20 protein-coding genes and 1 pseudogene are annotated in these 23,530 nt (G+C 63.8%); 10 read left to right on the top strand and 11 right to left on the bottom strand.

The features are described from left to right. Positions 1-130: 130 nt before the first annotated feature. A complete protein-coding gene (locus LDZ27_RS17825) occupies positions 131-1,810 on the top strand; it encodes a methyl-accepting chemotaxis protein (protein WP_244816212.1) in 1,680 nt (559 codons plus the stop codon). Positions 1,811-2,315: 505 nt separating this feature from the next. On the opposite strand, the gene LDZ27_RS17820 is transcribed toward LDZ27_RS17825, so the two are convergent. The 7 genes from LDZ27_RS17820 to LDZ27_RS17790 all read right to left on the bottom strand — a co-directional run bounded on the left by LDZ27_RS17820 (position 2,316) and on the right by LDZ27_RS17790 (position 6,927). Further along, the gene (locus tag LDZ27_RS17820) at positions 2,316-3,299 is read right to left on the bottom strand and encodes an MDR family oxidoreductase (protein ID WP_244816211.1); all 984 of its coding nucleotides are present in this window, start codon (positions 3,297-3,299) and stop codon (positions 2,316-2,318) included. Positions 3,300-3,341: 42 nt separating this feature from the next. Continuing rightward, positions 3,342-3,779: a PRC-barrel domain-containing protein gene (locus tag LDZ27_RS17815; protein WP_244816210.1), complete on the bottom strand. Its 438-nt coding sequence runs from the start codon at positions 3,777-3,779 to the stop codon at positions 3,342-3,344. A 130-nt stretch (positions 3,780-3,909) separates the two neighbouring features. Beyond that, entirely contained in the window at positions 3,910-4,119 is a 210-nt protein-coding gene (locus LDZ27_RS17810; RefSeq protein WP_244816209.1) for a DUF2945 domain-containing protein, read from the bottom strand. A gap of 72 nt (positions 4,120-4,191) precedes the next feature. Beyond that, positions 4,192-4,614: a DUF1810 domain-containing protein gene (locus tag LDZ27_RS17805; protein WP_244816208.1), complete on the bottom strand. Its 423-nt coding sequence runs from the start codon at positions 4,612-4,614 to the stop codon at positions 4,192-4,194. Between the two features lie 45 nt (positions 4,615-4,659). Next, a complete protein-coding gene (locus LDZ27_RS17800) occupies positions 4,660-5,616 on the bottom strand; it encodes an aldo/keto reductase (RefSeq protein WP_370653406.1) in 957 nt (318 codons plus the stop codon). Positions 5,617-5,688: 72 nt separating this feature from the next. Then, positions 5,689-6,042, bottom strand: coding sequence for a winged helix-turn-helix domain-containing protein (locus LDZ27_RS17795; protein ID WP_244816207.1), 354 nt, complete (start codon positions 6,040-6,042; stop codon positions 5,689-5,691). A 318-nt stretch (positions 6,043-6,360) separates the two neighbouring features. After that, a complete protein-coding gene (locus LDZ27_RS17790; RefSeq protein ID WP_244816206.1) occupies positions 6,361-6,927 on the bottom strand; it encodes a hypothetical protein in 567 nt (188 codons plus the stop codon). 422 nt (positions 6,928-7,349) lie between these two features. Here LDZ27_RS17790 and LDZ27_RS17785 point away from each other — a divergent pair, with 422 nt between their 5' ends. Next, positions 7,350-8,516: a glycosyltransferase family 9 protein gene (locus LDZ27_RS17785; protein ID WP_244816205.1), complete on the top strand. Its 1,167-nt coding sequence runs from the start codon at positions 7,350-7,352 to the stop codon at positions 8,514-8,516. Between the two features lie 40 nt (positions 8,517-8,556). Here the strand turns inward: LDZ27_RS17785 and LDZ27_RS17780 are convergent, their stop codons facing one another. The 3 genes from LDZ27_RS17780 to LDZ27_RS17770 are packed head-to-tail and all read right to left on the bottom strand — an operon-like array spanning position 8,557 to position 11,921. Then, the gene (locus LDZ27_RS17780; protein ID WP_244816204.1) at positions 8,557-10,323 is read right to left on the bottom strand and encodes a chloride channel protein; all 1,767 of its coding nucleotides are present in this window, start codon (positions 10,321-10,323) and stop codon (positions 8,557-8,559) included. Between the two features lie 28 nt (positions 10,324-10,351). Next, positions 10,352-10,762 carry a MarR family winged helix-turn-helix transcriptional regulator gene (locus tag LDZ27_RS17775; RefSeq protein ID WP_244816203.1) on the bottom strand — a complete coding sequence of 137 codons (411 nt, stop codon included), beginning with the start codon at positions 10,760-10,762 and terminating at the stop codon, positions 10,352-10,354. A gap of 13 nt (positions 10,763-10,775) precedes the next feature. Further along, positions 10,776-11,921, bottom strand: a complete 1,146-nt coding sequence (locus tag LDZ27_RS17770) for an HPP family protein (RefSeq protein ID WP_244816202.1) — start codon at positions 11,919-11,921, stop codon at positions 10,776-10,778. Positions 11,922-12,095: 174 nt separating this feature from the next. Between LDZ27_RS17770 and LDZ27_RS17765 the strand changes: the two genes are divergently transcribed. Next, positions 12,096-13,958, top strand: a complete 1,863-nt coding sequence (locus tag LDZ27_RS17765; RefSeq protein ID WP_244816201.1) for a DUF3857 and transglutaminase domain-containing protein — start codon at positions 12,096-12,098, stop codon at positions 13,956-13,958. Positions 13,959-13,967: 9 nt separating this feature from the next. Here the strand turns inward: LDZ27_RS17765 and LDZ27_RS17760 are convergent, their stop codons facing one another. After that, complete coding sequence (locus LDZ27_RS17760) at positions 13,968-15,842, bottom strand: SUMF1/EgtB/PvdO family nonheme iron enzyme (RefSeq protein ID WP_370653405.1); 1,875 nt, start codon at positions 15,840-15,842, stop codon at positions 13,968-13,970. A 256-nt stretch (positions 15,843-16,098) separates the two neighbouring features. On the opposite strand from LDZ27_RS17760, the gene LDZ27_RS17755 reads away from it, so the two are divergent. The 7 genes and pseudogenes from LDZ27_RS17755 to LDZ27_RS17725 all read left to right on the top strand — a co-directional run bounded on the left by LDZ27_RS17755 (position 16,099) and on the right by LDZ27_RS17725 (position 23,520). After that, on the top strand, positions 16,099-16,536 hold the full coding sequence (locus tag LDZ27_RS17755) for a DUF4399 domain-containing protein (RefSeq protein WP_244816199.1): 438 nt from the start codon (positions 16,099-16,101) through the stop codon (positions 16,534-16,536). A 129-nt stretch (positions 16,537-16,665) separates the two neighbouring features. After that, positions 16,666-17,067 carry a DUF4399 domain-containing protein gene (locus LDZ27_RS17750; RefSeq protein WP_244817316.1) on the top strand — a complete coding sequence of 134 codons (402 nt, stop codon included), beginning with the start codon at positions 16,666-16,668 and terminating at the stop codon, positions 17,065-17,067. Between the two features lie 218 nt (positions 17,068-17,285). After that, the gene (locus tag LDZ27_RS17745; RefSeq protein ID WP_244816198.1) at positions 17,286-17,570 is read left to right on the top strand and encodes a hypothetical protein; all 285 of its coding nucleotides are present in this window, start codon (positions 17,286-17,288) and stop codon (positions 17,568-17,570) included. Positions 17,571-17,624: 54 nt separating this feature from the next. Beyond that, positions 17,625-17,903 carry a hypothetical protein gene (locus tag LDZ27_RS17740; protein ID WP_244816197.1) on the top strand — a complete coding sequence of 93 codons (279 nt, stop codon included), beginning with the start codon at positions 17,625-17,627 and terminating at the stop codon, positions 17,901-17,903. A 176-nt stretch (positions 17,904-18,079) separates the two neighbouring features. Further along, entirely contained in the window at positions 18,080-19,522 is a 1,443-nt protein-coding gene (locus LDZ27_RS17735) for an efflux transporter outer membrane subunit (protein ID WP_244817315.1), read from the top strand. 123 nt (positions 19,523-19,645) lie between these two features. After that, positions 19,646-22,168, top strand: a complete 2,523-nt coding sequence (locus tag LDZ27_RS17730; protein WP_244816196.1) for an FHA domain-containing protein — start codon at positions 19,646-19,648, stop codon at positions 22,166-22,168. Further along, positions 22,146-23,520: pseudogene (locus LDZ27_RS17725) on the top strand (HlyD family efflux transporter periplasmic adaptor subunit). The gene LDZ27_RS17730 and the pseudogene LDZ27_RS17725 overlap by 23 nt, the downstream one beginning before the upstream one ends. Positions 23,521-23,530 lie beyond the last annotated feature (10 nt).

Genomic DNA, 23,530 nt, shown 5'->3' with positions numbered 1-23,530 from the left:
TAATCATGGATGAAGCGCGCCGCGTCGGTGCCAAACGTTCGCGCGAACGTTTGGCCGCGCAAGCAGGCGCCGCGAACCAAGAACCAGACCTGAGAGGCTGATTGTGTATTTCCGCGCGTATTTCCGAAACATGACGATCAAGAACAAGCTGATTGCCGGATTCGGCTTGCTGGCCGTGCTGGTGGTGCTCGTCGCGGGCATGTCGTTGCGCGCGTTGTCCGTTGCGACCGACGGCTTCGTGCACTACGTCCACGGCATCAACGCGCGCGCCGATGTGGCCGCGCAAATCCGCGCCGCCGTCGATCGTCGCGCGATTGCGGCGCGCAATCTGGTGCTCGTCACGCGTCCGGCGGACGTCGATCTCGAAAAGGCGCAAGCCCTGCGCGCGCACGAAGACGTGGCGGCGCGTCTGAAGCAGCTCAACGACATGCTCGCCGCCGCCACCGACACGAGCGACAAGGCGCGCAGCCTCGCCGCCGAGATGATGCGCGTCGAGGCGCTGTACGGGCCGGTCGCCACTGAGATTGCGCGGCTTGCGCTCGCGGGCCATCGCGAAGAGGCCATCGTCAAGCTCGACGACGACTGCCGCCCGCTGCTCGCGCAACTGGTGAAGGCCACGGAAGACTATGCGACGTACACGAACGCGCGTCGCGACGAGATCGTGCGCGAGCACGAGGCGAGCTACCGCAATCAGCGCAACCTGCTGATCGCGCTGTGCACATTCGGCGCGCTGTTCGCGGCGGTGGCGGGCATCGCGATCACGCGCTCGATCACGGCGCCGATCGGCGCGGCCGTCGGCATCGCCCAGACGGTGGCGCGGGGCGATCTGAGAAGCCGGATCGACGTGCGCACGAACGACGAGACCGGCGAGTTGCTGCGCGCGCTCGCGCAGATGAACACGCGCCTGACCGAGACCGTGTGCCGCGTGCGCGAGAGCAGCGGCGCCGTGGGCGGCGCGGCGAAGGAACTCGCGAGCGGCAACACGGACTTGAGCCAGCGCACGGAAGAGCAGGCGGCATCATTGCAGGAAACCGCCGCGAGCATGGAGCAGCTGACTTCGACCGTCCGGCAGAACGCGGAGAACGCGCAGGAGGCGAGCACGCTCGCATCGAGCGCTTCCGATGTCGCGCGAAAGGGCAGCGATGTGGTGGGCCGCGTCGTCTCGACGATGCAGGGCATCAGCGACAGTTCGGCGCGTATCGGCGAAATCACCGGGATGATCGAGAGCATCGCGTTTCAGACGAACATCCTCGCGCTGAACGCCGCGGTGGAGGCGGCGCGCGCGGGCGAACAGGGGCGCGGCTTTGCCGTGGTCGCGAGCGAGGTGCGCAGTCTCGCGCAGCGCTCGTCGGCGGCGGCGAAGGAAATCAAGGATCTGATCGCGGATTCCGCCCACAAGGTGCGCGATGGATCGGCGCTCGCGGGCGAAGCCGGCACCACGATGTCCGAAGTGACGCAGGCGGTCGCGCGCGTGACGGACATCATGACGGAGATCGCGGCGGCATCGGTGGAGCAGGGACGCGGCATCGAGCAGGTGAATCTGGCGATCACGCAGATGGATCAGGTCACGCAGCAGAACGCCGCGCTCGTCGAGGAAGCGGCGGCGGCGTCGCAGTCGCTCGAGCAGCAGGGGCGCAGGCTCAACGACGTGATGGCGTTTTTCTCGGTCGAGGCGGGGGAGGTTGCGCAGTCGGCGGCTTTCGTTGCTCCGAAGGCTCCTGTTGCTTCGGTCAAGCGGGCTGCGGTCACGCGGCGGGTGGTGCGCAAAGAACCAGCCGTCGCGAGCGCGGACGGCTGGAATACGTTCTGAATTTGCGTGTGATCTGGAACTGGCGAGTCGATCGCGTAGCCGCCGATTGCTGCAGACGCATTGCCGCAGCCGTTGACAGCCGTGCGAACCGCCGGTGCCTTTGCGCTCGCGCGAAAGGCGTCGTGCCGCAGCCGTCAGGCGTTCACATCGACTACGGCGATTCGTCGCGCGTCGCGTGTCGCGTTGGCCGCGTCGCCGATTGCTGCAGACGCATGGCTCGCGCTCGGGTCACGCTCGGGTCACGCTGCCGCAGCCGTTGACAGCCGTGCGAACCGCCGGTGCCATTGCGCTCGCGCGAAAGGCGTCGTGCCGCAGCCGTCAGGCGTTCACATTGATAAGGCATTCGTTGGCCGCGTCGCAGTCGAGCATCTGGCAAGAGAGCGAACGCGAGCTTCATGGCCTCGATCCGCAGATGGTGCGATCCGACGCGATTCACCGTCAGCGCGATCGCTAAGCGCCGCGCGTCGCGTCGCGTTGACCGCATAGCCGCCGACGACATCGACCCTCACGCATTCACATCCACGATCACGCGCCCCTTCACCTCGCCGCGCAGCAATCGCGCCGCAAAATCCGGCGTTTCGCCGAGCGCAATCGTGCTCGCGACGCTTTCGATCGTTTCGACCGGAATTTCATCGGCGATGGCGTTCCACGCCGCGATGCGCCGTGGCCGTGGCACATAGACGCTGTCGACGCCGAGCAGCGCGACGCCGCGCAGGATGAACGGCGCGACCGTCGCCGGAAAATCCATGCCTTGCGCGAGTCCGCAGGCGGCGACCGCGCCGCCGTAGCGCAGGCTCGCGCAGACGTTCGCGAGCGTATGGCTGCCGACGCAATCCACCGCCGCCGCGAAGCGCTCCTTCTGCAGCGGCTTGCCGGGCGCGGAGAGCGTCGTGCGCTCGACGATGTCCGCCGCGCCGAGTTGCGAGAGCCGCGCCGCTTCCTCGGGCCGCCCGGTCGATGCGATCACGCGATAGCCGCGTTTCGCGAGAATCGTCACCGCGAAGCTGCCGACGCCGCCGTTCGCGCCGGTCACGAGCACGTCGCCGTCGCCGGGCGCGACGCCGTGCTGCGCGAGCGCCTGCACGCAGAGCATCGCCGTGTAGCCCGCCGTGCCGACGGCCATCGCCTGACGCGTCGTGATTTTCGGGGGCAGCGCGATCAGATGATCGCCCGCCACGCGCGCCTTCTGCGCGAGCCCGCCCCAGTGCGTCTCGCCGGCGCCCCAGCCGTTGAGCACGACGAGATCGCCGGGCTTGTAGTCCGCGTGCGCGCTGTGCTCGACCACGCCCGCGAAGTCGATGCCCGGCACCATCGGGAACTTGCGCACGACCGGCGCCTTGCCGGTGATCGCGAGCGCGTCCTTGTAGTTGAGCGTCGAAAATTCGATACGCACGGTCACGTCGCCATCCGCGAGACGCGATTCGTCGATCGGCTGAACCGACGCGACGGTGCGTTCGTCCTCCTTGTCGAGCAAAAGAGCGTTGAACATGGGCAATCCGGTCTCCGTTAAGAATTGTTATGCCGCAAGCGATCAATGATGCTCGAACTGGGCGCGCGCCACCGGCGTCGCCTTCACTTTCGAGTACTGGAATTCGGGCAGCGCCTTGATCGCGTCCTTCGTCGCGCCCGGCAGCACCAGCTTGCCGTTCCTGAAATCGAGCTGCTCGATGGGAACGGCGACATCGTGGTGCGACATGCCGAGGAACTGGTTCGCCGCGATGATCGCGAACGACACCGAATGGTCGGGCGCCACGATGATGTCGTGGATCACGCCGACGCGCGCGCCGTCATCGTTGACGACGGGCTTGTTGAGAATCGACTTCTTCACGCTCCAGCCGTCGATGATCGCCGTCGACACTTCGACGGAGACGCCGAGCGGCTGCGCGCCCGCGACCTGCGCGAACGAAGGCGCCGAAGCGAAGCCAATGGCCGACGATGCGAAGAGCAGTGCCACGCGTTTCAAGTTCATTTTCAATTCCTCAAAAGAGTTGGCAAACGGTTCCCGACAGCCGCGCGAGACTCGAGCGGTAGCAGTTTGACCGTTTATCGCGGCTTTTGCAGGATTCGTGTCGCGGCGCACATGGGCGCGCGGCTTCGGGCTAGAGCCGCTTGAGCGCGCTCCCCTTGTGCACCGCGTGCTTGCCGCTCTTGTCGCTTTCCACTTCGTAATGGGGATCGTCGGGCGACGCGTTCACGGTGTGGCCGTCGAGCTTCGTGCGCTCGGAAATCACGCGAACGATGTGGCCCGTCGTTTCGCCTTGCGGCGTGTTCCAGCTCACTTTGTCGTGCGGCTTCAGCGCTCGGCTCATGATGTCGCGCTCCTCTGATATGACGCGAGATGACGGCTGCGGGCGGCGCAACGGCCATGCCCGTCGGCGGGTTCAGGCAAGGCGCTGAAGCGTCGCTTCGTCGGGAAGGCCGCCGAAATGCCGGCGCAGCGCTTGATCGAAGACAGTTGCGTCGGGCGCGGTGCGCGAGAAAAGCGTCATCGACGAATGGAATTTCATGTCGTCCGGATAACCGAAGATGTCTTCGATGCCGCGCCCTTCGATGCCGTTGACCACGCCCGTCAGTTCGACGAGCCGCGCGCCGAGCACCGGATGCGCGCAGTACGCCTGCGCTTCGGCGCGGGACTGGATCGCGTAGCGCTGCGCCATCGGGCTGTGGCCGAGTCCGGCGATCTGCGGGAACACGAACCACATCCAGTGCGTGCGTTTGCGGCCCGCCGACAATTCGGCGCGCACGTCGTCGATTACGCCTTGTTGGGCATCGACGAAACGTTGCAGGTTGAAGGGATCGCTCATGGCTGTGTTCTCGCTCGCTAGCTGCCGCGCGTCACGGGTTGAATTTCATGCGACGGCTTGCGCGATACGCCGTCTGAGCGCCGCATCCGGATAGACGCCCATGCCCGCGTGGACGTTGTCGATCATGTATTCGCGGCGGCCCGTGCCCGGAATCACGCATGTCACCGCCGCGTTTCCCAGCACGAACTTGAGCAGAAGCTGTGCCCAGCTCGCGCAGCCGATGTCGCCCGCGAAAGCTGGCAACGGCTTCCCGCGCAGGCTCGCAAGCAGCGACCCGCCGCCGAACGGCTGATTGACGATAACCGCGACGCCGCGCTCGGCGGCGAGCGGCAAGAGGCGCGCTTCGGCGTCGCGGTCGTTCGCGGCGTAATTGATCTGCACGAAGTCGATGCGCTCGCTGCGCAACACGGCTTCGACCTGCGGGAATGCGCTCGACGTGTAATGCGTCACGCCGATATAACGCACGCGCCCGGCCGCTTTCCAGTCGCGCAGCGTGGCGAGCTGCGTGCGCCAGTCGAGGAGATTGTGAATCTGCATCAGATCGATGCGCGGCGCCGCGAGCCGCTGCATGGACTGCCGCATCTGCGCGATGCCTTCGTCGCGGCCTTCGGTCCACACTTTGGTCGCGATGAACGCCTTGTCGCGCGCGTTCATCTCGGTGAGAAGCGCACCGGCGACGGCTTCGGACGAGCCGTACATCGGCGACGAATCGATGACCGAGCCGCCCGCCGCGAAGAGCACGCGCAGCACGGCGGCGAGTTCGCGGCGGCGCGCGGGATCGTCGCCGACATCGAACGTGCGCCAGGTGCCGCAGCCGACGATCGGCAAGGCTTCGCCCGTCGACGGGATAGGGCGCTTGTGCATCGGCTCGATGGCGGCGTCGGTCGCGAACGACGCGTCGGTGCCCATGCATAGCGCCGCGCCTGCGGCGACGCGCAAGAAGGCGCGCCGGCCCGGCGTGGGTGTGTCGAAGATGCTGTGCGCGCGGTCGATGCGCTTCATGGCTTGCTCGCTCCGGGATGGCTGCGTTCTAGCCGGCGCTTCAGCATAACCGCCGCGCGGCGAGCGCGCCGGCTACTTCTTCTTCGCTTCTTCCAGACACGCGGCGAGTTGCTCGAAGTACGCGAGCGCCTTGGGCGTCGGCACGACGGATTTCGTGCGCAGGTCCGCGCCGGCTTCGTCGAGCGTGACGAGGCCCTGCTCCCTCAGGCGCGTGAGCTTGCGGTGCACCGTGGCGGGCGCGCCGGCTGTCGAGAGCGCCATCGTCTCGGTGACGGTGAGTGTGCGGCCCGCGTGCCAGGCGGCCGTGAGTGCTTCGAGCAGCCGCTCCTCCGCCGCGTCCAGCTTGGGCACGGACGGCAGCGCCTGAACCGCCTGCGCGAGATTCAAGAAGCGGAAGTAAGCGTCGACGAGATGTTTTTTCGTCATGGTCATGGGCTTGCTTGAACGCGAGATGGTGAGTCCGATGTTCGGCCGGACGTTTCGTTCCGTTGTCTTTCGATTAACGGAAAGCATACTCGTTCGCGTTCAGACTCCGATACAGAAAATAACTTATCAAATTGATAAGCGACTGTTATGATGCCAGGCAATCGGGTCGGCAATCAAATTACTACTATTCAGTTTGCCACGCGAGAACCTGAGAGATACCCGAGAGAAGATAAGATAAGTGGTGGCAGTCCGCGCCGTCCGGTTTTAAGCCGGACGGCGTTTTTTTTGGTTGTCTCCTTGTCGCCTTTTCTTTCATGGTCATTCGCTCAGGCGTCGCCTGAAAGGTGCAAACGTCAACATCGCCCATAAAGCGAGCTTGATCGTATAGAAGACGATCAGGCTGCCGGATAAATCGCCTATAACCATCACCACGAAGCGCTTTTCCGCACCCGCTGATTCGCCGTGCATCGCGAGCCATAACTGATGAAGCGCGGGACTCGCGATGGAATAGAGCACGATCAAAAGCAGGAGCCGCTTCGCTGTCAGATTCGAAAGCGAGGCGTGTAATCCGAGCGCGCGCGTCGCGAAGAGATAAATCACATAAGGCGCGAGTGCCGAAATCGTTCCGTAAAAGAGTGAGCGCACCGGGTCATGCGGAAAGTACAGGAAAACACAGCTGATCCACGCCGCGCAGAGCATGCCTATTGCGCCGGCTTCACCGAAAACAAGCGTGCACAGCAAACGCATGCCGGCTGGAAGATAGATCCAGTTGGCGCCGGGCACATATTCCGAGTTCGGAAACAGTATTTCGTTCGCGGTAAGCGTGACGAGAAAGAGCGCTGCCGTTCCCGCGATGATCGGCGCGCGTTGACGGAAATATTCCATGAAAGTCGGTGCAGGGTGAGACGTCGGCGCAAGCGCGCGGGCGGCGAGACTTTAGCATGGCGCGCGGATGCATCCGGACCGCGACCGTCAGCGCAACTAAAAGTCGCAAAAACGCGTTTGCCGGACTCGGCGAGCGTTCATATCGCTCGAGCCGATTGTTTCAACGCCGCTGCGCTCGAACGCATCGATCGCGAATCGCAACTGCGCCTGCATAGAAAGCGAATGCGGCATGCTTTCTCGTCGCCTACCATTCAGCAGACAAGTTTTTGCACGCCTGGCGTTGCGTCGAATTAGCATACGCACCCGCCGTCAATGCCCTGGTCGATAAACGAATGAACGCCGAAACGAACGCGCCGCTGCGCATCACCATCGATAACGTCCGCGCCCTGCGCATGTCGGGCCGCGCAGCCGAAGCGTAGACCATGCTTCGCCAACTCGTCGCGCTGCCCGATATCGGCGGCGTGTGGCCGGGGCAGATCGGCGTCGACATGAATTATCTCGGCATGCACGCCGAAGCCGAGCCGTGGCTAAGACGCGGCCTGCTTCATCCGATGACCGACCTCGTCCACTATCAGGCCACGGAAGAATTGATCATGGTGCTGTTCAGCCTCGGCCGATATCACGAAGCGCATGAACTGCATCGCATGAATCGGGATACGGCGCGCGGCGCGGCGCTTCTCGACACGCTGCATCGCGGGCAGCGGGCGTGGATCGAGATGATGCAGCCGAAACTGCTCGGCATCGACGAACCTGTCGCGGGCACGTCGATTCTGCTGATGATCGAGGGCGGCTTCGGCGACTTCGTGCTCTTTTCGCGCTACGTCGATGCCCTGCTGCGCGAGGGCGCGCGCGAGGTCGTCGTCGAAGTTTTCGATTTCTGGAGCGACGTGGTGCGTCCGCGAGAGGGCGTTCGTCTCGTGCCTCCGACGGTCGAGGCGCGCACGGAAGAGGCGCAACGCTGCCATCGCGTCGCGACCGTCTTTCATCTGTGGGCGCGCTACCAGCGCTCGCCGTACTTCCCGCACGAGAACCCGGCCGCGCTGATTGCTCCCGATGCGGCCCGAGCGCTGCCGCCCGATGCAGCCGCCCGGTTGCAGGACGATGACGCACGCCCGAAAGTCGGTCTCATATGGCGCAGCGCGAGTACGGCGCGGCATGAGCCGTATCGTTCGATGCCGCTCGGCAGTCTCGCCACGGTCCTCGCGAACACCGATTGCCGGTTTTATTCGCTGCAAGTGGGGGAACTGAGCGAAGCCGAGCGCGCGCTGATGCAGGCGCACGGCATAAGCGACCTCGCGCCGTATCTGCGCACTTTCGGCGATACGGCCCGCGCCTGCGAACATCTCGATCTCATCATTTCGATAGACAGCGGCCCCGCGCATCTGGCCGCCGCGCTGAATCGCCCGGTCTGGGTGCTGCTCTCGCAGGCGTGCGATTGCCGCTGGTATGACTGCCAGCGCTTTACGCCCTGGTATCCGTCGATGCGTCTTTATCGGCAGACGCAACTCGGCGACTGGTCGCAGCCGCTCGCCGATGTGCGCGCGGATCTGGCGCGGCTCGCGGCATCGAAAGCGGCTCGGGGCGCTTAGGTAGCGCTCAGGTAGCGCTTAGGTAACGCTTAGGTAACGCTTACGGCTTGCGCAGCGCCTGCGTGCGCCGCAAGCCCCGGAAGCGCTCGCGCCGATGCTCCTCGTCGAAATGCGCGCGCGCGGGCTTGACGAGATCGCTGCGCGACACGATGCCGACGAGCGTCATCGATGTCTTGTCCTCCACCACCGGCAAGCGCTCCAGTTCGTGCACGGCCAGGCGCGTCGCGGCGAGGCGGCACGGTTCGCCGGGCAGCGCGACCACGGGCGCGGCGTCGCTCTTTTGCGCGAGCGCGTCGCCGATCGTCGCCGCATGCGCCGGGGCGAGCGCCGCCAGCCCCGCGCGGTCCACCATGCCGACGAGCGCGCCATCGCGCACGACCGGATACGCCCGATGCGCCTGATCCGCGCCGAAGTGCTGCGCGAGAACGTCGGCGAGCGGCGTTGCGGCATCGATGGTTCGCACGTCGCGCGTCATCACTTCATCGACGTGATGACGCTCCAGCGGATCGACGCCGTATTCGCGATAGATGTGATAGCCGCGCCGCGCGATTTTCTCGGTCATGATCGAGCGGCGCATCACGACAGCCGAGAAGCCGTGCGCAACGAGCGTCGCGGCGAGCAGCGGCAAAAGCGCATTGCTGTCGTGCGTGAGGCCGAACGCGAAGACGATGGCCGTGAGCGGCGCGCCGAGCGTCGCCCCGAGCGTCGCGGCCATGCAGACGAGCGGCCAGAGCGCCGCGTCGTGGCCCGGCAGCACCGCGCCGAGCACCGTGCCCAAGCCCGCGCCGAGCATGAGCAGCGGCGCGAGCACGCCGCCCGACGTGCCGGACGCCAGCGCGACGACCCAGATCACCGCTTTCACGGCGAGAATCGCGAGCGCGACCTGTATCGCGATGTGCTGATGCAGCAGGTCGCCGATCACGTCATAGCCGACGCCGAGCGCACGCGGTTCCAGAAACCCGCCGATGCCGACGACGACACCGCCGATCGCCGGCCACCACATCCAGTGGACCGGCAGCTTGCCGAACGCATCTTCGAGCTTGTAGAGCGCCGCCGACAGCCCCGAGGCCAGCACGCCCGACAGCAGCCCCGCGACGAGGCACGACAGCAGCGAGATCATGTGCGCGGGCTGCGTCTGCATCGGAAAGAGGGCGCCCGTGCCGAACACGAACGCGCGCGCGAAGCCCGAGACCGCGCACGCGAGCGCCACCGGCAGGAAGCTGCGCGGGCGCCATTCGAACAGCAGCAGTTCCACCGCCAGCAGCACGGCCGCGACCGGCGTGCCGAACACCGCGGTCATGCCGGCCGCCGCGCCCGCGACGAGCAGCGTCTTGCGCTCGGCCGCCGTCACGTCGATGCACTGCGCGATCAACGAGCCGAGCGCGCCGCCCGTCATGATGATCGGGCCTTCCGCGCCGAACGGCCCGCCGCTGCCGATCACGATGCCCGACGAGAGCGGCTTGAGCACCGCGACTTTCGGCGACATCCGGCTCTTGCCGAAGAGAATTGCCTCGATGGCTTCGGGAATGCCGTGGCCGCGAATCTTCTCCGAGCCGAAGCGCGCGATCAGGCCGACGATCAGCCCGCCGATCACCGGAACCACGATGACCCACGGCCCGAGCGTATTCAACGCGGGCGAGCGGTCCTCGATGGAGAACGTCTGGAAGAAGAAGAGATTCGTGAACAGGTGAATCAGCCCGAGGAGCACGACGGCCGCGAGCGTGCTGATGCCGCCGATGACCGCCGCCAGTCCGCAGATGCGCAGCAGCCGGTCGTTGACGGAAAAGTCGCGTTTGTGATGGTTCATGCCATTCGCTCCAGAAAACTCAACGCACTCAAAGATCGATCTGCGGCACGCGAAACGCGCCTTCCAGCGATTTCAACTCTGCCCGATGCAGCGCCGCCAGCCGCGCGAGCACTTGCTCCCCGCGCGGCTGCAGATGCACCTGCACCTGCCGCCGGTCTTCCGCGCTCGGCTCGCGCCGCACGAGGTCGAGCGCTTCGCAGCGCGTGACGAGCGCGACCACGCCGTGATGCTGCGCCTGCAATCGCTCGGCCAGCTCGCCGATCGTCGCCCATGCGCGGCCAGGAAAGCCCTTGATGTGCAGAAGCAGCAGATATTGCAGCGGCGTGATGCCTTCTTCCTGCGCGGCGCGCTCGGAGAAACGCTCGAAGCGCCGCATCTGATAGCGGAATTCGGATAATTGCTCGAAGTCGGGCTTGGCGAGGTTGCGCGGGTTTTTCATCGGATGAGAAGGCTCACGCGGTCTTGCGCTCGCCGGTGAAACTCTGGCGATACAGGCCGGAAATAAGGTCGGTTTCGGTGATCATGCCGACGAGCCGCTCCTGGCCGTCGACAACCGGAATATGGTGATGCCCGAGGTCGGCGAACATCGGCACGAGTTCGGCGATGGGCGTGCGCGCGTCGATCTTGCTGACATCGGTGGTCATCAGCGAGGCGACGCGCGGCGGCGTCGCGGAAGGCCCGCGCATGATGCGCTCGACCGCGCGCGCGAACGCATCGCGCGGCGAGGACCGAAGCGCGGGCGCGAGGTCCGCGCGCGTGACGATGCCGCGCACGCGGCGCGTCGCATCGATCACGGGCAGCGCCTTCACGCGATGCCGGTCGAGCAGCGCAACGGCGTCGGCCGCGCTCGTGTCCGGACTCACGGAGACGACGCCGCGCGACATGATTTCCGCGCAGGTGAATTCGGTGAAGCGGCGCGCGTAGGCCTGCAACTGCGTTTCGCGCAAGAGCGCTTCGAGATCGTCCGGATCGATGTCGAGCATTTCGCTGCGGCGCGCGAGCACGGCTTCGAGGTCGGCGCGGGTGAACGCGCCGGCGTCCGGCGCCTTGGGCGAAACCTGCGCGACGTGCGGATAGCGGTGCCCGGTAAGCGCATGAAAGACGATGGCCGAGCACAGCAGCGCCGCCGACTGGATTGCGACCGGCGCGACCACGAAGCCGTAGCCGAGCGCATGAATCGACGGGCCGCCCAGCACCGCCGTCAGCGCGACCGCGCCCGATGGCGGATGCACGCAGCGCAGCGCGAACATCGCGCAGATCGCGAGCGCGATGGCGAGCGCGGCGGCATCGACGGGATCGTGGATCAGCGCCGCGCAGCTCACGCCGACGATCGCGGAGACGAGATTGCCGCCCATGATCGACCACGGCTGGGCGAGCGGGCTCGCGGGCACGGCGAACAGCAGCACGGCGGAGGCGCCCATCGGCGCGATGAGGAACGGAATGGCGGAGGCGTCGCCGACGAGCAGATGCGCGATGCCGCCCGTCAGCGCAATGCCGATGAGCGCGCCGACGCCCGCGCGCAGGCGCTCGGTCCATTTGAGCGTGACCGGGGCGGGAAGGAAGCCGTGTAACCAGCGGAGCAGGACGGTGCGCGACACGTTTTTCAGCGGTTCGTGGAGTCAGTGAACGGATGGATTGCGCACTGGCTGGCCGAATGGCGCTGAAGCGGGCGTGCGGCAAAGAGCGAAATTATATCTCAATGTGATACAAATTGTCGCAGCGAATGTGGCTCCTGTACGATGAACGTTCGCGCGATTCACCGTCAGGCGAACATGAAGCGATCTCTGCATGCGTTGTGGCTCATCGTGGCCGCGCTGCCGGCGTGGGCCGCGCCGTCGCCGGCCGTCGACGATCCTTCCACCATCGTGAGCGACGCGCACGCGTTCGTCGTCGCGGACGACGGTTCCGTCACCGAGGACGACCGCACGGTGCTGCGCGCGAACACGTCCGCGGGCGTCGACGAGATCGCGCAGCGCTACGTCTGGTATGACCGCAGCGTGTCGAAGGTGGAGATCGTCGAGGCCTATTCCATCGATGCGGCCGGCGCGCGTCACGATGTATCGCCCGATCAGATTCGCGACATTCAGGAGCCGCGCTCGGCGGGCGCGCCGACGTTTCAGGACGCGAAGCTGCGCGCGGTGATTTTCCCGGCCGTCGGCGTCGGCTCGACGGTGCATCTGCATTTCACGAAAAGCCAGGCGAGCGCGGTCATTCCGGGCCAGTTCAACTATTACGTCGAGCCGGCGCAACGGCCGGTGCTGGATCAGCGGCTCGTCTTCGACCTGCCTGCCGGAAAACCGCTTTACGCCGATGCGCGCGGTTACGTCGCCGAGCCGCCCGTGACCGAAAACGGCCGCACGCGTTATGCGTTCGATTACCGGCGCGAGCGCATCGGGCGCATCGAGAGCGGATCGGTCGGCTACGCGCAGTACGGCGACCGGCTGATGGTCTCCACGTTTGCCGACTACGCGAGTTTCGCGGCGAGCTATCGCGGCCCCGCCGCCGATGTCACCGCGAACGATCCGGCCATCGGCGCGCTCGCACGATCGCTCACGCAGCACGACGCCGACGCGCGCGCGAAAGCCAAGACGCTCTACGACTGGGTGCGCCGCAACATCCGCTACGTCGCCATGTTCATCGGCCAGAGTCCGGCGGTGCCGCATCGCGTGACGGACGTGCTCGCGAACCGCTACGGCGATTGCAAGGATCACGTCGCGCTGTACGGCGCGCTGCTCGATGCGCTCGGCATTCGCAACGAGCCTGCGCTGATCGGCCTCGGCTCCGTTCACGCGCTGCCTTCGGTGCCGGGTTATGGCGCAGGCGCGATCAATCACATCGTCACGTATCTGCCGGACCTCGATCTCTATGCGGACAGCACGGCGGCGAGCGTCGAGTTCGGCTTTCTGCCGCTCGCGGACATGGACCGGCCCGCGTTGCTCGTCGATGCTGGCGTGCTGTCGCGCACGCCCGCGGCGCAGGCGCTCTCGCGCACGGCGCGCTTGCAGATCGACGTCGGGCCGCAAGGCGAGGCGAGCTTTTCGTATTGGGTCGAGGACGCGGGATGGAGCGCCGAGATGGAGCGCATGAACCTGCGCCTCGCGAACGCGCAGCGGCGTGACCAGATTGCAGCGGACCGGCTGCGTTATACGAATCTGCGCGGCGCGGGCGCGCTCACGACGAGCGATGTCAATGCCACGAGCGGTCCGTTCGCGACGACGCTGAGCGGCACGCTCGACGACATCGTATGGCCGACCGGCACGACCGCATTGCCCGCGCTGACAAGTCTCTCGGGCGGCATCGCCACGCAGACGCGTAACTGGCTCGCGGAACGCACGCGCACGCAGCCTTATCTGTGCGTGAGCGGCGCTTACGACGAGGTTTCGCAGATCGCGCTGCCCAAGGCGATGCGCGTCGTGGAAGTGCCCGACGATCTCGAACTGACGAGCGGCGCGTTTCGCTATCGCTCGCGTTATCTCTTCGATCCGTCGAGCAACGTGATCCAGGTGTCGCGCACACTCGATGCGCGCTTCGGCAAGCAGGTCTGTTCGCCCGATGACTTCAACGCGGCGCTGCCCGCGCTCAGGAAGATGGAACGCGATACGCAGTCGCAGATCATCGTGAAAGTCTCGGGATGATGGACGCACTCACTGCATGTCGCGCGCCACGCGAAAGCCGTTTTGCGACTGACGCACGCTCGCGCTGTATTTGAAGCGCGTGGCCGACTGCATGTACGCCGCGCCTTCGCGCCACGATCCGCCGCGAATCACGCGCACCGAGCACGAGGGATCGTCCCAGACTCGGCCATCGGCGGGTGCGTTCTTGTAGGAACTGTGCCAGCAGTCCGCGACCCATTCCCAGACGCTGCCGTTCACGTCGAACAAGCCATAGCCGTTCGGCGCAAACGATCCAACGGGCGTCGGCCCGTCCGCGCGATACGGCTCGCCGCAGTCCTTGCAGTCCGCAGTGCCTTTTTTCATCTGCTCGCCCCACCAGTACGTGCTTTGCGTGCCGCCGCGCGCAGCGAATTCCCATTCCGCTTCGCTCGGCAGGCGATACGGCTTGCCGCCGATCTTGGTGAGCCACTTCACGTAGACCTGCGCGTCGTCCCAACTGACATTGCGCATCGGCGAGTTCGCGGGTGGCGCGGCGTTCGACGCGTTGTCCGTGTCGATGCGTGTACACGCGCCTGCATCGACGCAAGCATTCCATTGCTCGACCGTCACTTCGTATTTGCCGATCGCAAAGGGCCGCGCAATCGTCACGCGATGCGGCGGCTTCTCGCCGGGATCGTCGTTGTTGCTGCCCATTGTGAAGCTGCCCGCAGCGACTGGAATGAGCAGCGGACATTGCGGGCAGTCCTTGATTTCGTTGCCCGTGGGCTTGGGCGTGATGCTCGCGACGGGCTTGCCTGATGCACTTTCGTGCGGCTTTTCAGGCGCGGCGATGGCAGGCGATACAGGTTTCGCCACCGATGCCACCGATGCCGCCGATGTTGCCTGCGCAGGCTTCGCGCTGGCGGTGGCCTTCAATCGTTCGATGCGCGCCTTGGCGAGTGCTGCGAAACGTCCGTTCGGATAAGACTTCAAATAGGCCTCGTAATCGCTTGGATAAGTGCTGTCCTTAATGGATTCCCAGAACGTCAGTTCGTATTGCTCGCTGCTGTTCTTTGGAAGAATGCCGCGCATGCGTGTGCCGCCAGTTTGGTTCCAGGCGAGTTCCTGAGTGATCTGACCATTGGCCGCGTGATGTCCAAGCGGCCATTGCGCATCGAGCGTCGATACGATCGAAGGACGCTGCGCGCCATGCGATAAGCGCGCGACTTGGGATGCCGCTGCATCGAAAGATGCCGCCGTCACGCTTGTCTGCTCGACGAGCGTGCGCAAGAGCGCGCCGGTGTAGAGGCCTTGGCTTGCGTTTTCGATGGCGCCCGAATTCGCACTCGTTGCGTAGGCCACCAGTGTGCGCGGCGGCAAGTCGGAGGCATAAGGGTGCGTGCGGCCGAAGGGACCGTTCAGACACATATCCAGCACGACGATGTTCACGCCGAGCGGACGCATGCGGCTGAGGCGCGTGACGATCTCGCGCACCGCGATGCCTTTTGTCAGCAAGGTAGCGGGCGCATCTGCGCGCGCATCGATGGGAAGCAGCATGCGGTCTGCGCCGGCTTCTATTCCGTGGCCCGCGAAATAGACGACTGCGGTATCGCGTGCGCCGAGACGATTGGCGAACGCATCGAGTGCGTGTTGCATTGCATCGTTAGTGAGATCGGTGCGCGTTGTGACGCTAAAGCCTAGTGACGAAAGCGCAGCGCTCATGTGCGTTGCATCGCGTCGTGCGCTTGCCAAGGCGTTTTCGGCGTAATCGTCGTTTCCGATGACAAGCGCCAGGCGCTGCACGCCGTCCGCGCTATTCGTGCTTTTCATGCTTGCGATGCTGTCAGGCGAGGGCGTCGGCGACAAACGCGCAAGCGCTGCGCAAATCGCGACGAACATGCCTGCGATGAAGAGAGTTCGCCACATATTCACACCCTGTCGGTTCGCCCGTGATGGAACGGCACCCGCAGCGCACGATGCCGCACCCGATGCCGTCGTACATGCAGCCTGAATAACGATAGCACGCGGCTCTTTATGAATTTATCCCCTAAAAGAAGGTATGCGGATGTGGCTGGCGCATCCGCTTCGTCCACCATATCTTTTTAAATCGTTACGGCCTAATCTGGAAGCGAATTCCGATCGCCGGATTCGAACGGCCTTTCTTTAACGAGGCATCCAAAACATGCTTAGAAGAACTGTGCTGGGCGCGCTCGCGTCGCTTGCCGCGCTGGCGGCCGATTCCTCCTTCTCCGCCGCGCGCACGCGCACGCCCGCGCCGGCCAATGCAGAGGCGTACATCATCTGGCCGCCCGACGGCGCCGTCATCACGGGCGGCAAGCTGTGGGTGCGCATGGGCTTGCGCAATATGGGCGTGTGTCCCAAGGGCGTGGATCTGCCTAACGTCGGCCATCATCATCTGCTGATCGATACCGACTTGCCGCCGCTCGATGAAGAGATTCCGTCAGACCGGAATCATCTGCATTACGGCGCAGGAGAAACGGATGCGCGCATCGAGCTGCCGCCCGGAAAACATACGCTGCAGATGCTCCTGGGCGACTACAACCATGTACCGCATGATCCGCCCGTGTACTCCAAAAAAATCACGATCACGGTGAGATGAAACGGGGCGCTCTTGCGCCCAATCCTGCGCCTATCCACGCGCGCCTTACGCATATTGCCGAGGGCATACGACATGAACCAACGTATCGCTGGCGCGTTCTCGCGCTCACGTTCGATTCTGCTCGCCGCCATGCTGGCGACGCCGCTGCACGCTGCGCTGGCCGAGGGCGGACCGACGCCCGCGCCATCGAACGCGCACGCGTATATCGGCTATCCGAATGACGGACAGACGCTTCCCGCCGGCAAGCCGTTTCGCGTGTGGTTTGGCCTGCGTTTCATGGGCGTTGCGCCGCGCGGCGTGAAGTTTCCGAGCACCGGGCATCATCACTTGCTCATCGATACGGACCTGCCGCCGCTCGATCAGGAAATACCCTCGGACCGCAATCACTTGCACTACGGCGCCGGGGAAACGGAAACCATGATCGAACTTCCGCCCGGCAAGCACACGCTTCAACTTCTAATGGGCGATGACCGGCACATCCCGCATAACCCGCCCGTCTATTCGAAGAGGATCACGATCTACGTCAAATGAAGCTGTCGGTGCCGGACAGACAGTCGGAGCGCGAAGTGTCTGCGAGTCAGCGTCAAGCGAGGTGTCGCCCGATAAGCGATGTGAAGGTGGAAAGCGTTGCGCAGTAAGGCCTTCGGGCCAAAACGATCACGTTGGCATAGGCCATGCATTTACTGGCCCGAGCAAACAGCTTGCTCGAACCCACCAAACGCGCGATGCGCAACCGAAGGAGAACCATCATGAAGACGCTGACCATCAAGGATCTGGCCGTGACCGAAGAACTCGACAGCCGTGCAATGTCGGCTGTGCGCGGCGGAACGTCGTTCTATTTTCCCGGCCTCGACGTAGCGAAATACGACCTGTCGTTCAATACGCAGCAGTTCATCGGTCAGACGCAGAACACGCAGAACCAGAATGGTGTCGGTGTCGCGTTCGGCGGAGACATTTCGTCCAGCGTCAAACCCAAGCAGGAAGCGAGCAATACCAGCAACATCAATATCGGTTCCGGTCTCGTGTACCGCTAATCGACGTTCGTTCACGCACGATCTCATCCACGTTCACGACAGGAATCCGACATCATGTCCACGCTAACGATCCGCGATCTCGTCCACCACGCCGAAATGGGCCGCACCGAAATGTCCGCCGTGCGCGGCGGAACTGCGTTCTACTTCCCGAGCTATGTGTCGAAGTTCGACCTGAGCGCCACGACGCAGCAGATGGCTAATCAGGCTCAGAACACACTCGATCAAAACGGTGTCAACAACGCCTTCACGCATAAAGTGACATCGGATGTGGATCCGTACCAGAAGGCCGATAACAAGAGCAACATCAACGTCTTTGCGCCATACGCGATGTAACGCAGAGAAAGCGGCGCGCGGGGAGCGCCGCTGCAGCAACCGCCCGCATCGGGCGGCGCGGTTCGCTCGTCAATTCCGAGACGGCGAGCGGACCGCCTCCAGAGCGCGTGATTTCATTCTGCGCGCGCTTTGTCTCTTCTTAGTGGCTTTTAGCGCCGGAGTGCATCGTGCAAGTCCTGTTGCCATCGTTGCGTGTCGTGGTCGCATGCGCGAGTCTTTGCGCCGCCGCGCTGCTCGCCGGTTGCATCGACGTCAAGGTGCCGGTCTACAAGCGTCCCGAGACGCCTGAAAAGACGGCATTTACGACGATAGACGCGCCTAAGGCCGCGCCCGCCGAGACCATTCAGCCCGACTGGTGGAAACAGTTTCGCGACCCGTATCTCGACGGGCTAGTGGAAAAAGCCATCAACAGCAATTTCGACATCAAGGTGCTGGCGGCACGCATTCAGGTAGCGGGCGCGCAGATCGGCGAAGCGCGCGCGGGCGCATTGCCGTCGATGGACGTGGGCGCCGGCGCGAGCTTCGAAAAGACCACGGGACAGACCTTCTCGAGGCAATACAACGTTGTCACGCAAGTGAATTGGGACATCGATGTCTGGGGTGCGGTCGAAAAGGGCGTGCAGGCGCAAAAGGCCGAATTCCGCGCAACCGAAGCCGACTGGCGCGCCGGTTATCTCGAACTCGTCGCAAGCGTATCGACCACGTATTTCCAGATTCTCCAATTCGACGATCAGATCGAGCAGCAGAAGAAGACCATCGCGACAAACCAGCAGATTCTCACGATATTCGAGGGCATGGAAAAGAACGGGCTCGTGCCGCATACGCAAGTGCTTACGCAACGCGCCGAACTGAATCGTCTGACGCGCGACTTGCTCGAACTGCTACGCGCGCGCGATCTTGGGGACAATGCGCTTGCCACGCTCATTGGCGTTCCGGCAGGCGAATTCAAGGTGCCCGATGGGCAGTTGCAAAAGCGCGTGCAGATTCCGCCGGTGCCGGCAGGCTTGCCATCGCAGTTGCTTGCGCGCCGGCCCGATCTCATCGCGGCTGAATACCGCGTGCTGGAAGCCTATGACCTTGTCGGTCAGGCGAAACTCGCGCAGTTGCCGACGATTAGTCTCACCGGACGCGGGGGAACGGCGAGCTTTGCGCTGACAGACTTATTGAAGTCCTTCACGTTCAGTTTTCTGCCGAGCATCAATATTCCGATTCTCGATCCGAGCGTGCGTGCTCACGTAAAGACTACGCAAGCGCAAAGCACGGTGGCCGAGCAGCAATATCGCAGCACGGTAATGAGCGCATTCGAGGAAGTGGAAAACGCACTCGTCAACCTCGACTCGCATACGAGGCAGCGCAATGAGTTGCAGCAGGAAGTGGCGCATTTGAGCATCGTGGCCGCGCAGATTGACGCGCAACTAAGGGAAGGCGCGATTTCGCAACTGGAAGTGTTCGAAACCGAACGCACGCTGCTTGCCGCGCAGCTTGCGTTGCTCGCGAACCATCAGCAAATTCTCTCGGATACGGTGACGCTTTATCAGGCGCTTGGCGGTGGATGGCCGACCGTCGATGTGCAAAGCGCCGCTAACGAGAAGAAGAATGCTCTGGCGTCGCATGATTGACTACGACGATGCGTGACTTACACTTTCAACAGCCGCCGCATGCGCTTAGCGCGAATGACGGCGCAATGCTTTCCGTCCATTCGCCGCTCATTGGCGGCGGCTTCACGCACCTTGCGATCTGACATGGCTCCAGGCGATCCGATAGCCGAACAGAAGCCGAGCGTGGGCGAGGCATTCGATGTCGTCCTTAAACCCGCATCGCAAGGTGATTCGGCGAACCCGTTGAGCGACATCCGCATCGACGAGAATCTCTTTGCCATTGGCCGCGGTGAAGCACCGTTCGATGCGAGTCCGCCTGAAGCCGTCGCGCAGCTTTCGCGCCGCCATGCGCGTATTTTTATTGAGCACGGTCATGTTTATCTCGCGGACCTCGGCAGCAAGAACGGCACGACGGTGAATGGAACGCCCGTGCGCGATACGCCCGTTCGCGTGCGCAATGGCGACGAGATCGCGTTCGGCAGCCGCTTGTCGTATCGCGTGCAGTTCGTGCCTCGCAAACGGCGCATGGGCGCCGGAAAGCCCGTCGCCGTCACGCTCGTGCCGCAACGCGACGACGTCGGACTGCAGCCGGTCGAGCTTTCGCAATTTCCGTTTCTCGTTAGCAAGACAGACGAAACGTTCGCGCGCTATAAGGCGCAGTTTCCGCATCAGGTCAATTACGTATCGCGGCGTCACGCGCATGTGTTCGTCAAGAACGGCGCGCCGTTCGTCGAGGACCTTGGCAGCACGAACGGAACGTTCGTCAATGGACAGCGCATCGGCGATTCCGCAGTGGAACTGAGGCACGGCGACACGCTTGCCTTCGGCGGCATGCACTTCGTGTACAAGGTCAGCCTGCATGGCGAAGAGAGCGAATCGACACTGACCGAAATGGCCGGCGCATCGGGAGCCGGTGCGCCCGACGAACGCGACGCGAACCCCAGCGACAAAACTACTTTTGTCGGCTCCGCGCATTCGTTTCTCGACATTTTCTGCGTCGATCAATCCGCGCCTTCGGACGATGAAATCAATGCAGACGCCCAGGCTTCGCGCATCGAAGAAACGCGCGAGCCTCGCGATGCAAAGAGACGTGGCAAGCTCGCTCTTTTCGTCCATGAACTGCTGAAGGCTTTTTCAGGCGACGACGCCCGCGCCGCGCGGCGGGCGCGCATCGTCATGTCATGCCTGATGCTGATTCTCATAGCGATCGGCTCTACGCTTTTCTGTAGCGGCTCGGCGCAGCGCGAGGTGAAGTCGCTCATGGCGAGCGGCGAATACGGCAAAGCCGCCGCGCTGACGAATGACTATTTGGCGAGTCATCCTCAAGACGCGCGCTATTCAGCGATGAATACAGAAGCCGTGCTCAAGTCGAACGTGCCGCGCTGGCTAGCCGCCGTTCGTAAGGGCGACTACGCGGACGCCGACGCGATCGTTACCCAGATGAAAACGCTAGGCGCAAACAATACGGACGTGCGTTCGATGCTCGACGAACTCGGCTGGATCGGCAAGCTGGAGCGCTTCGTGATGGGCCGCGGCGGACCGGATGCGCCCATTCGCATGTATGCCGACGAAGACCGCATCCGCGAGATACTGAAGCACTGGGAAGCGGACGCGGCGGGACATCAACGCGATCTCGATCGAATCGCGGGTTACGTGCCCGACTTTCGCGATCCGTATGCGCTCGCGCTCAGCCATCTGCGCAAGCTACAGAGCGACGATTCGGTTTATCTGGCCGCCATCGACCGGCTCAACGCCATCATCGTCAAGAGTCTCGCTAACGACGACCCCGACGCCATGGAAGCGGCCATTAAAGACTATGCGGACCGTTACCCTCGTCTGGGCGGTCTGGACCGCGTAGAAGCCGATGCAAGCGCTTATAGCAGCCTCAGGCGCGCAATGAGTGCGGGCAGTCTTGCACCGCTGGCCGCATGGCTGAACACGACAACGTTTTTCACGCCGCCGTTCAAGCAGAAGTTCGCGACGATGACAGCGAGCCAGTTGCCGCCGTCGAACGTGTTCAAACAATATGCCGTTGTCTCGGACGCTTGGCGTAGCGGACATAGTGCCCAGGCCATCGATGCCTTGCAGAAGATCCCGCAAGGAAGCTGGTCGCCGGTCGTGCAACAGGAACTGACGCACAAAAAGTCTGTCGCCGCGCGGTTCGGCGAATTGCAGAAGTCGCGCGGCTCGAATGCGTATGACGACGCGCTGCTGTCGTTCTATGAAACCCTCGACGCCGATACCGACACGTACTTTGCGAAGGCCGTTGCACCGGACATCGCGTCGCTAAGAAACAAGGCCCTTACGCGTGCGCAAGGGCTGATGACGCAAGCGGAAGCGCTTTGGATGCAGTATCGGACGAACGGAGGCATTGGCGGTTCGCAGCGGCTGGAATCCGGCATCTCGGACACGTTCCGCGCACAGGCGCGGCGCTTGTCGGATGCACAGGACGCTTCGGCGCGAGGCATGCGCATCTTCAGGCAAGCGCAGTCGGACGGCAATTCGGGCGCGAGCAAATGGAGCGCGCTCGCCACTGAGATCGCCGCTGAAGCCGATTTGCAGAGGCGCTCGCTGCAAGACCTGCGCATGGTGCTCGAGCCCGCATTGCTGCAAAGCAAGCTGGCCTTGATAGGGGGAGCGAGCGGTGAAGCGCGACACGCACCTTAAGAGCTTCTCCGAAGCGCTAGGCGATCACGGCGCGGAAGGCATCGCGATCCTGACGGCCGAGCCGCTGAGAATGACGCAGGCGCTCGTATTCGCGATGGTCGCGCTCGTCGCTGCCGCGCTTCTGTGGTCTTTCATCGGGCATGCGGACGTCATGGTGACCGCGCAAGGGACGCTCGCGCCCGAGTCCGAAGTCCGGCGCTTTTATGCGCCCATCGATGGCGAACTGGCCGATCTCTATATCGCGGAAGGGCAACCCGTTCGCAAGGACGATGTCGTCGCGCGTCTGAATGCGCGCGGCGCCATTGAAGCGGCGACCAATGCGCTCGAGGCGCAACTCAAACTCGATGACGCCGAGCGAGAATGGAAACAGTTTCCAGAAAAGAAGCTTTTGATGGAACGTAGAATCGCGGCGCTCAAGGATCAAATGGATGTTGAGGAACACCAGCATCAACAGCGCGTGAGCGAAGGCACGTCCAAATTGGCGGAGGGGCAGAGGGCGCAATTGCAGGAACAGCGCAGCACGCTCGACAATGCGCGGCGCGCGCGCGATGCCGCGAAAAACGAGCTGGATCGCTTCTCGCGGTTATTCGCTTTGCCGGGCGGCGGCGGTGTCGCCGAATCGCAGGTCGAGGCAAAGCGCAATCTCTATCTCGAAGCGGACGGCGCTTACCGCGTTGAACAAGCGAAGCTCTCGGAACTGGATTTCCGCTTGAGTCACGAATTCACTCAGGCCAAGGCGCAGCTCGAAACGAGCGGACAGGAAGCCACCAATCTCAGGCTGCAATACGAAGCGGCGATGCGCGAAGTCGCGAGCACGGAAGACAAGCTGCGCCTGCAATTGCAGACGGCGCGTCTCGTCGCGGATGCCGCGGCGCGCATTCGCTTCGAGAACATCGACAAGGACAATTTCCTGTTGATTCTTGCGCCCGTGTCCGGTGTCGTGACGGATGTGACATCTACGCAAACCGGCGACAAGATTCAGGCAAACACGCCGCTTGGCGGCATTGCACCGGCGGATGCGCGCCCGGTCCTCAAAGATCGAGATTGCCGAACATGACCGCGCGTTCCTGCGCGAAGGCCAGCGCGTGAAGCTCAAATTCAATGCGTTTCCCTATCAGCGCTATGGCGTGATCGAAGGCACGCTCGCTTTCATTTCGCCCGCGACCAAACCCAGTCCGGGCACGAAGCAACCGGTTTATGAAGGGCGCGTAACGCTCGATCGCGACTACTACCAGATCGCGGATACGCGCTACCCGCTGCGTTACGGCATGACGGCATCGGCGGAAATCGTGGTGCGCGAGCGACGCCTGATCGACATGGGCCTCGATCCCTTCCGCAACGTGGCTGGCTGAACCCAACGGA

Source organism: Caballeronia sp. Lep1P3 (genome assembly GCF_022879595.1).
Lineage (GTDB): Bacteria > Pseudomonadota > Gammaproteobacteria > Burkholderiales > Burkholderiaceae > Caballeronia.
This window is presented reverse-complemented; position numbering and strand designations above follow the sequence as displayed.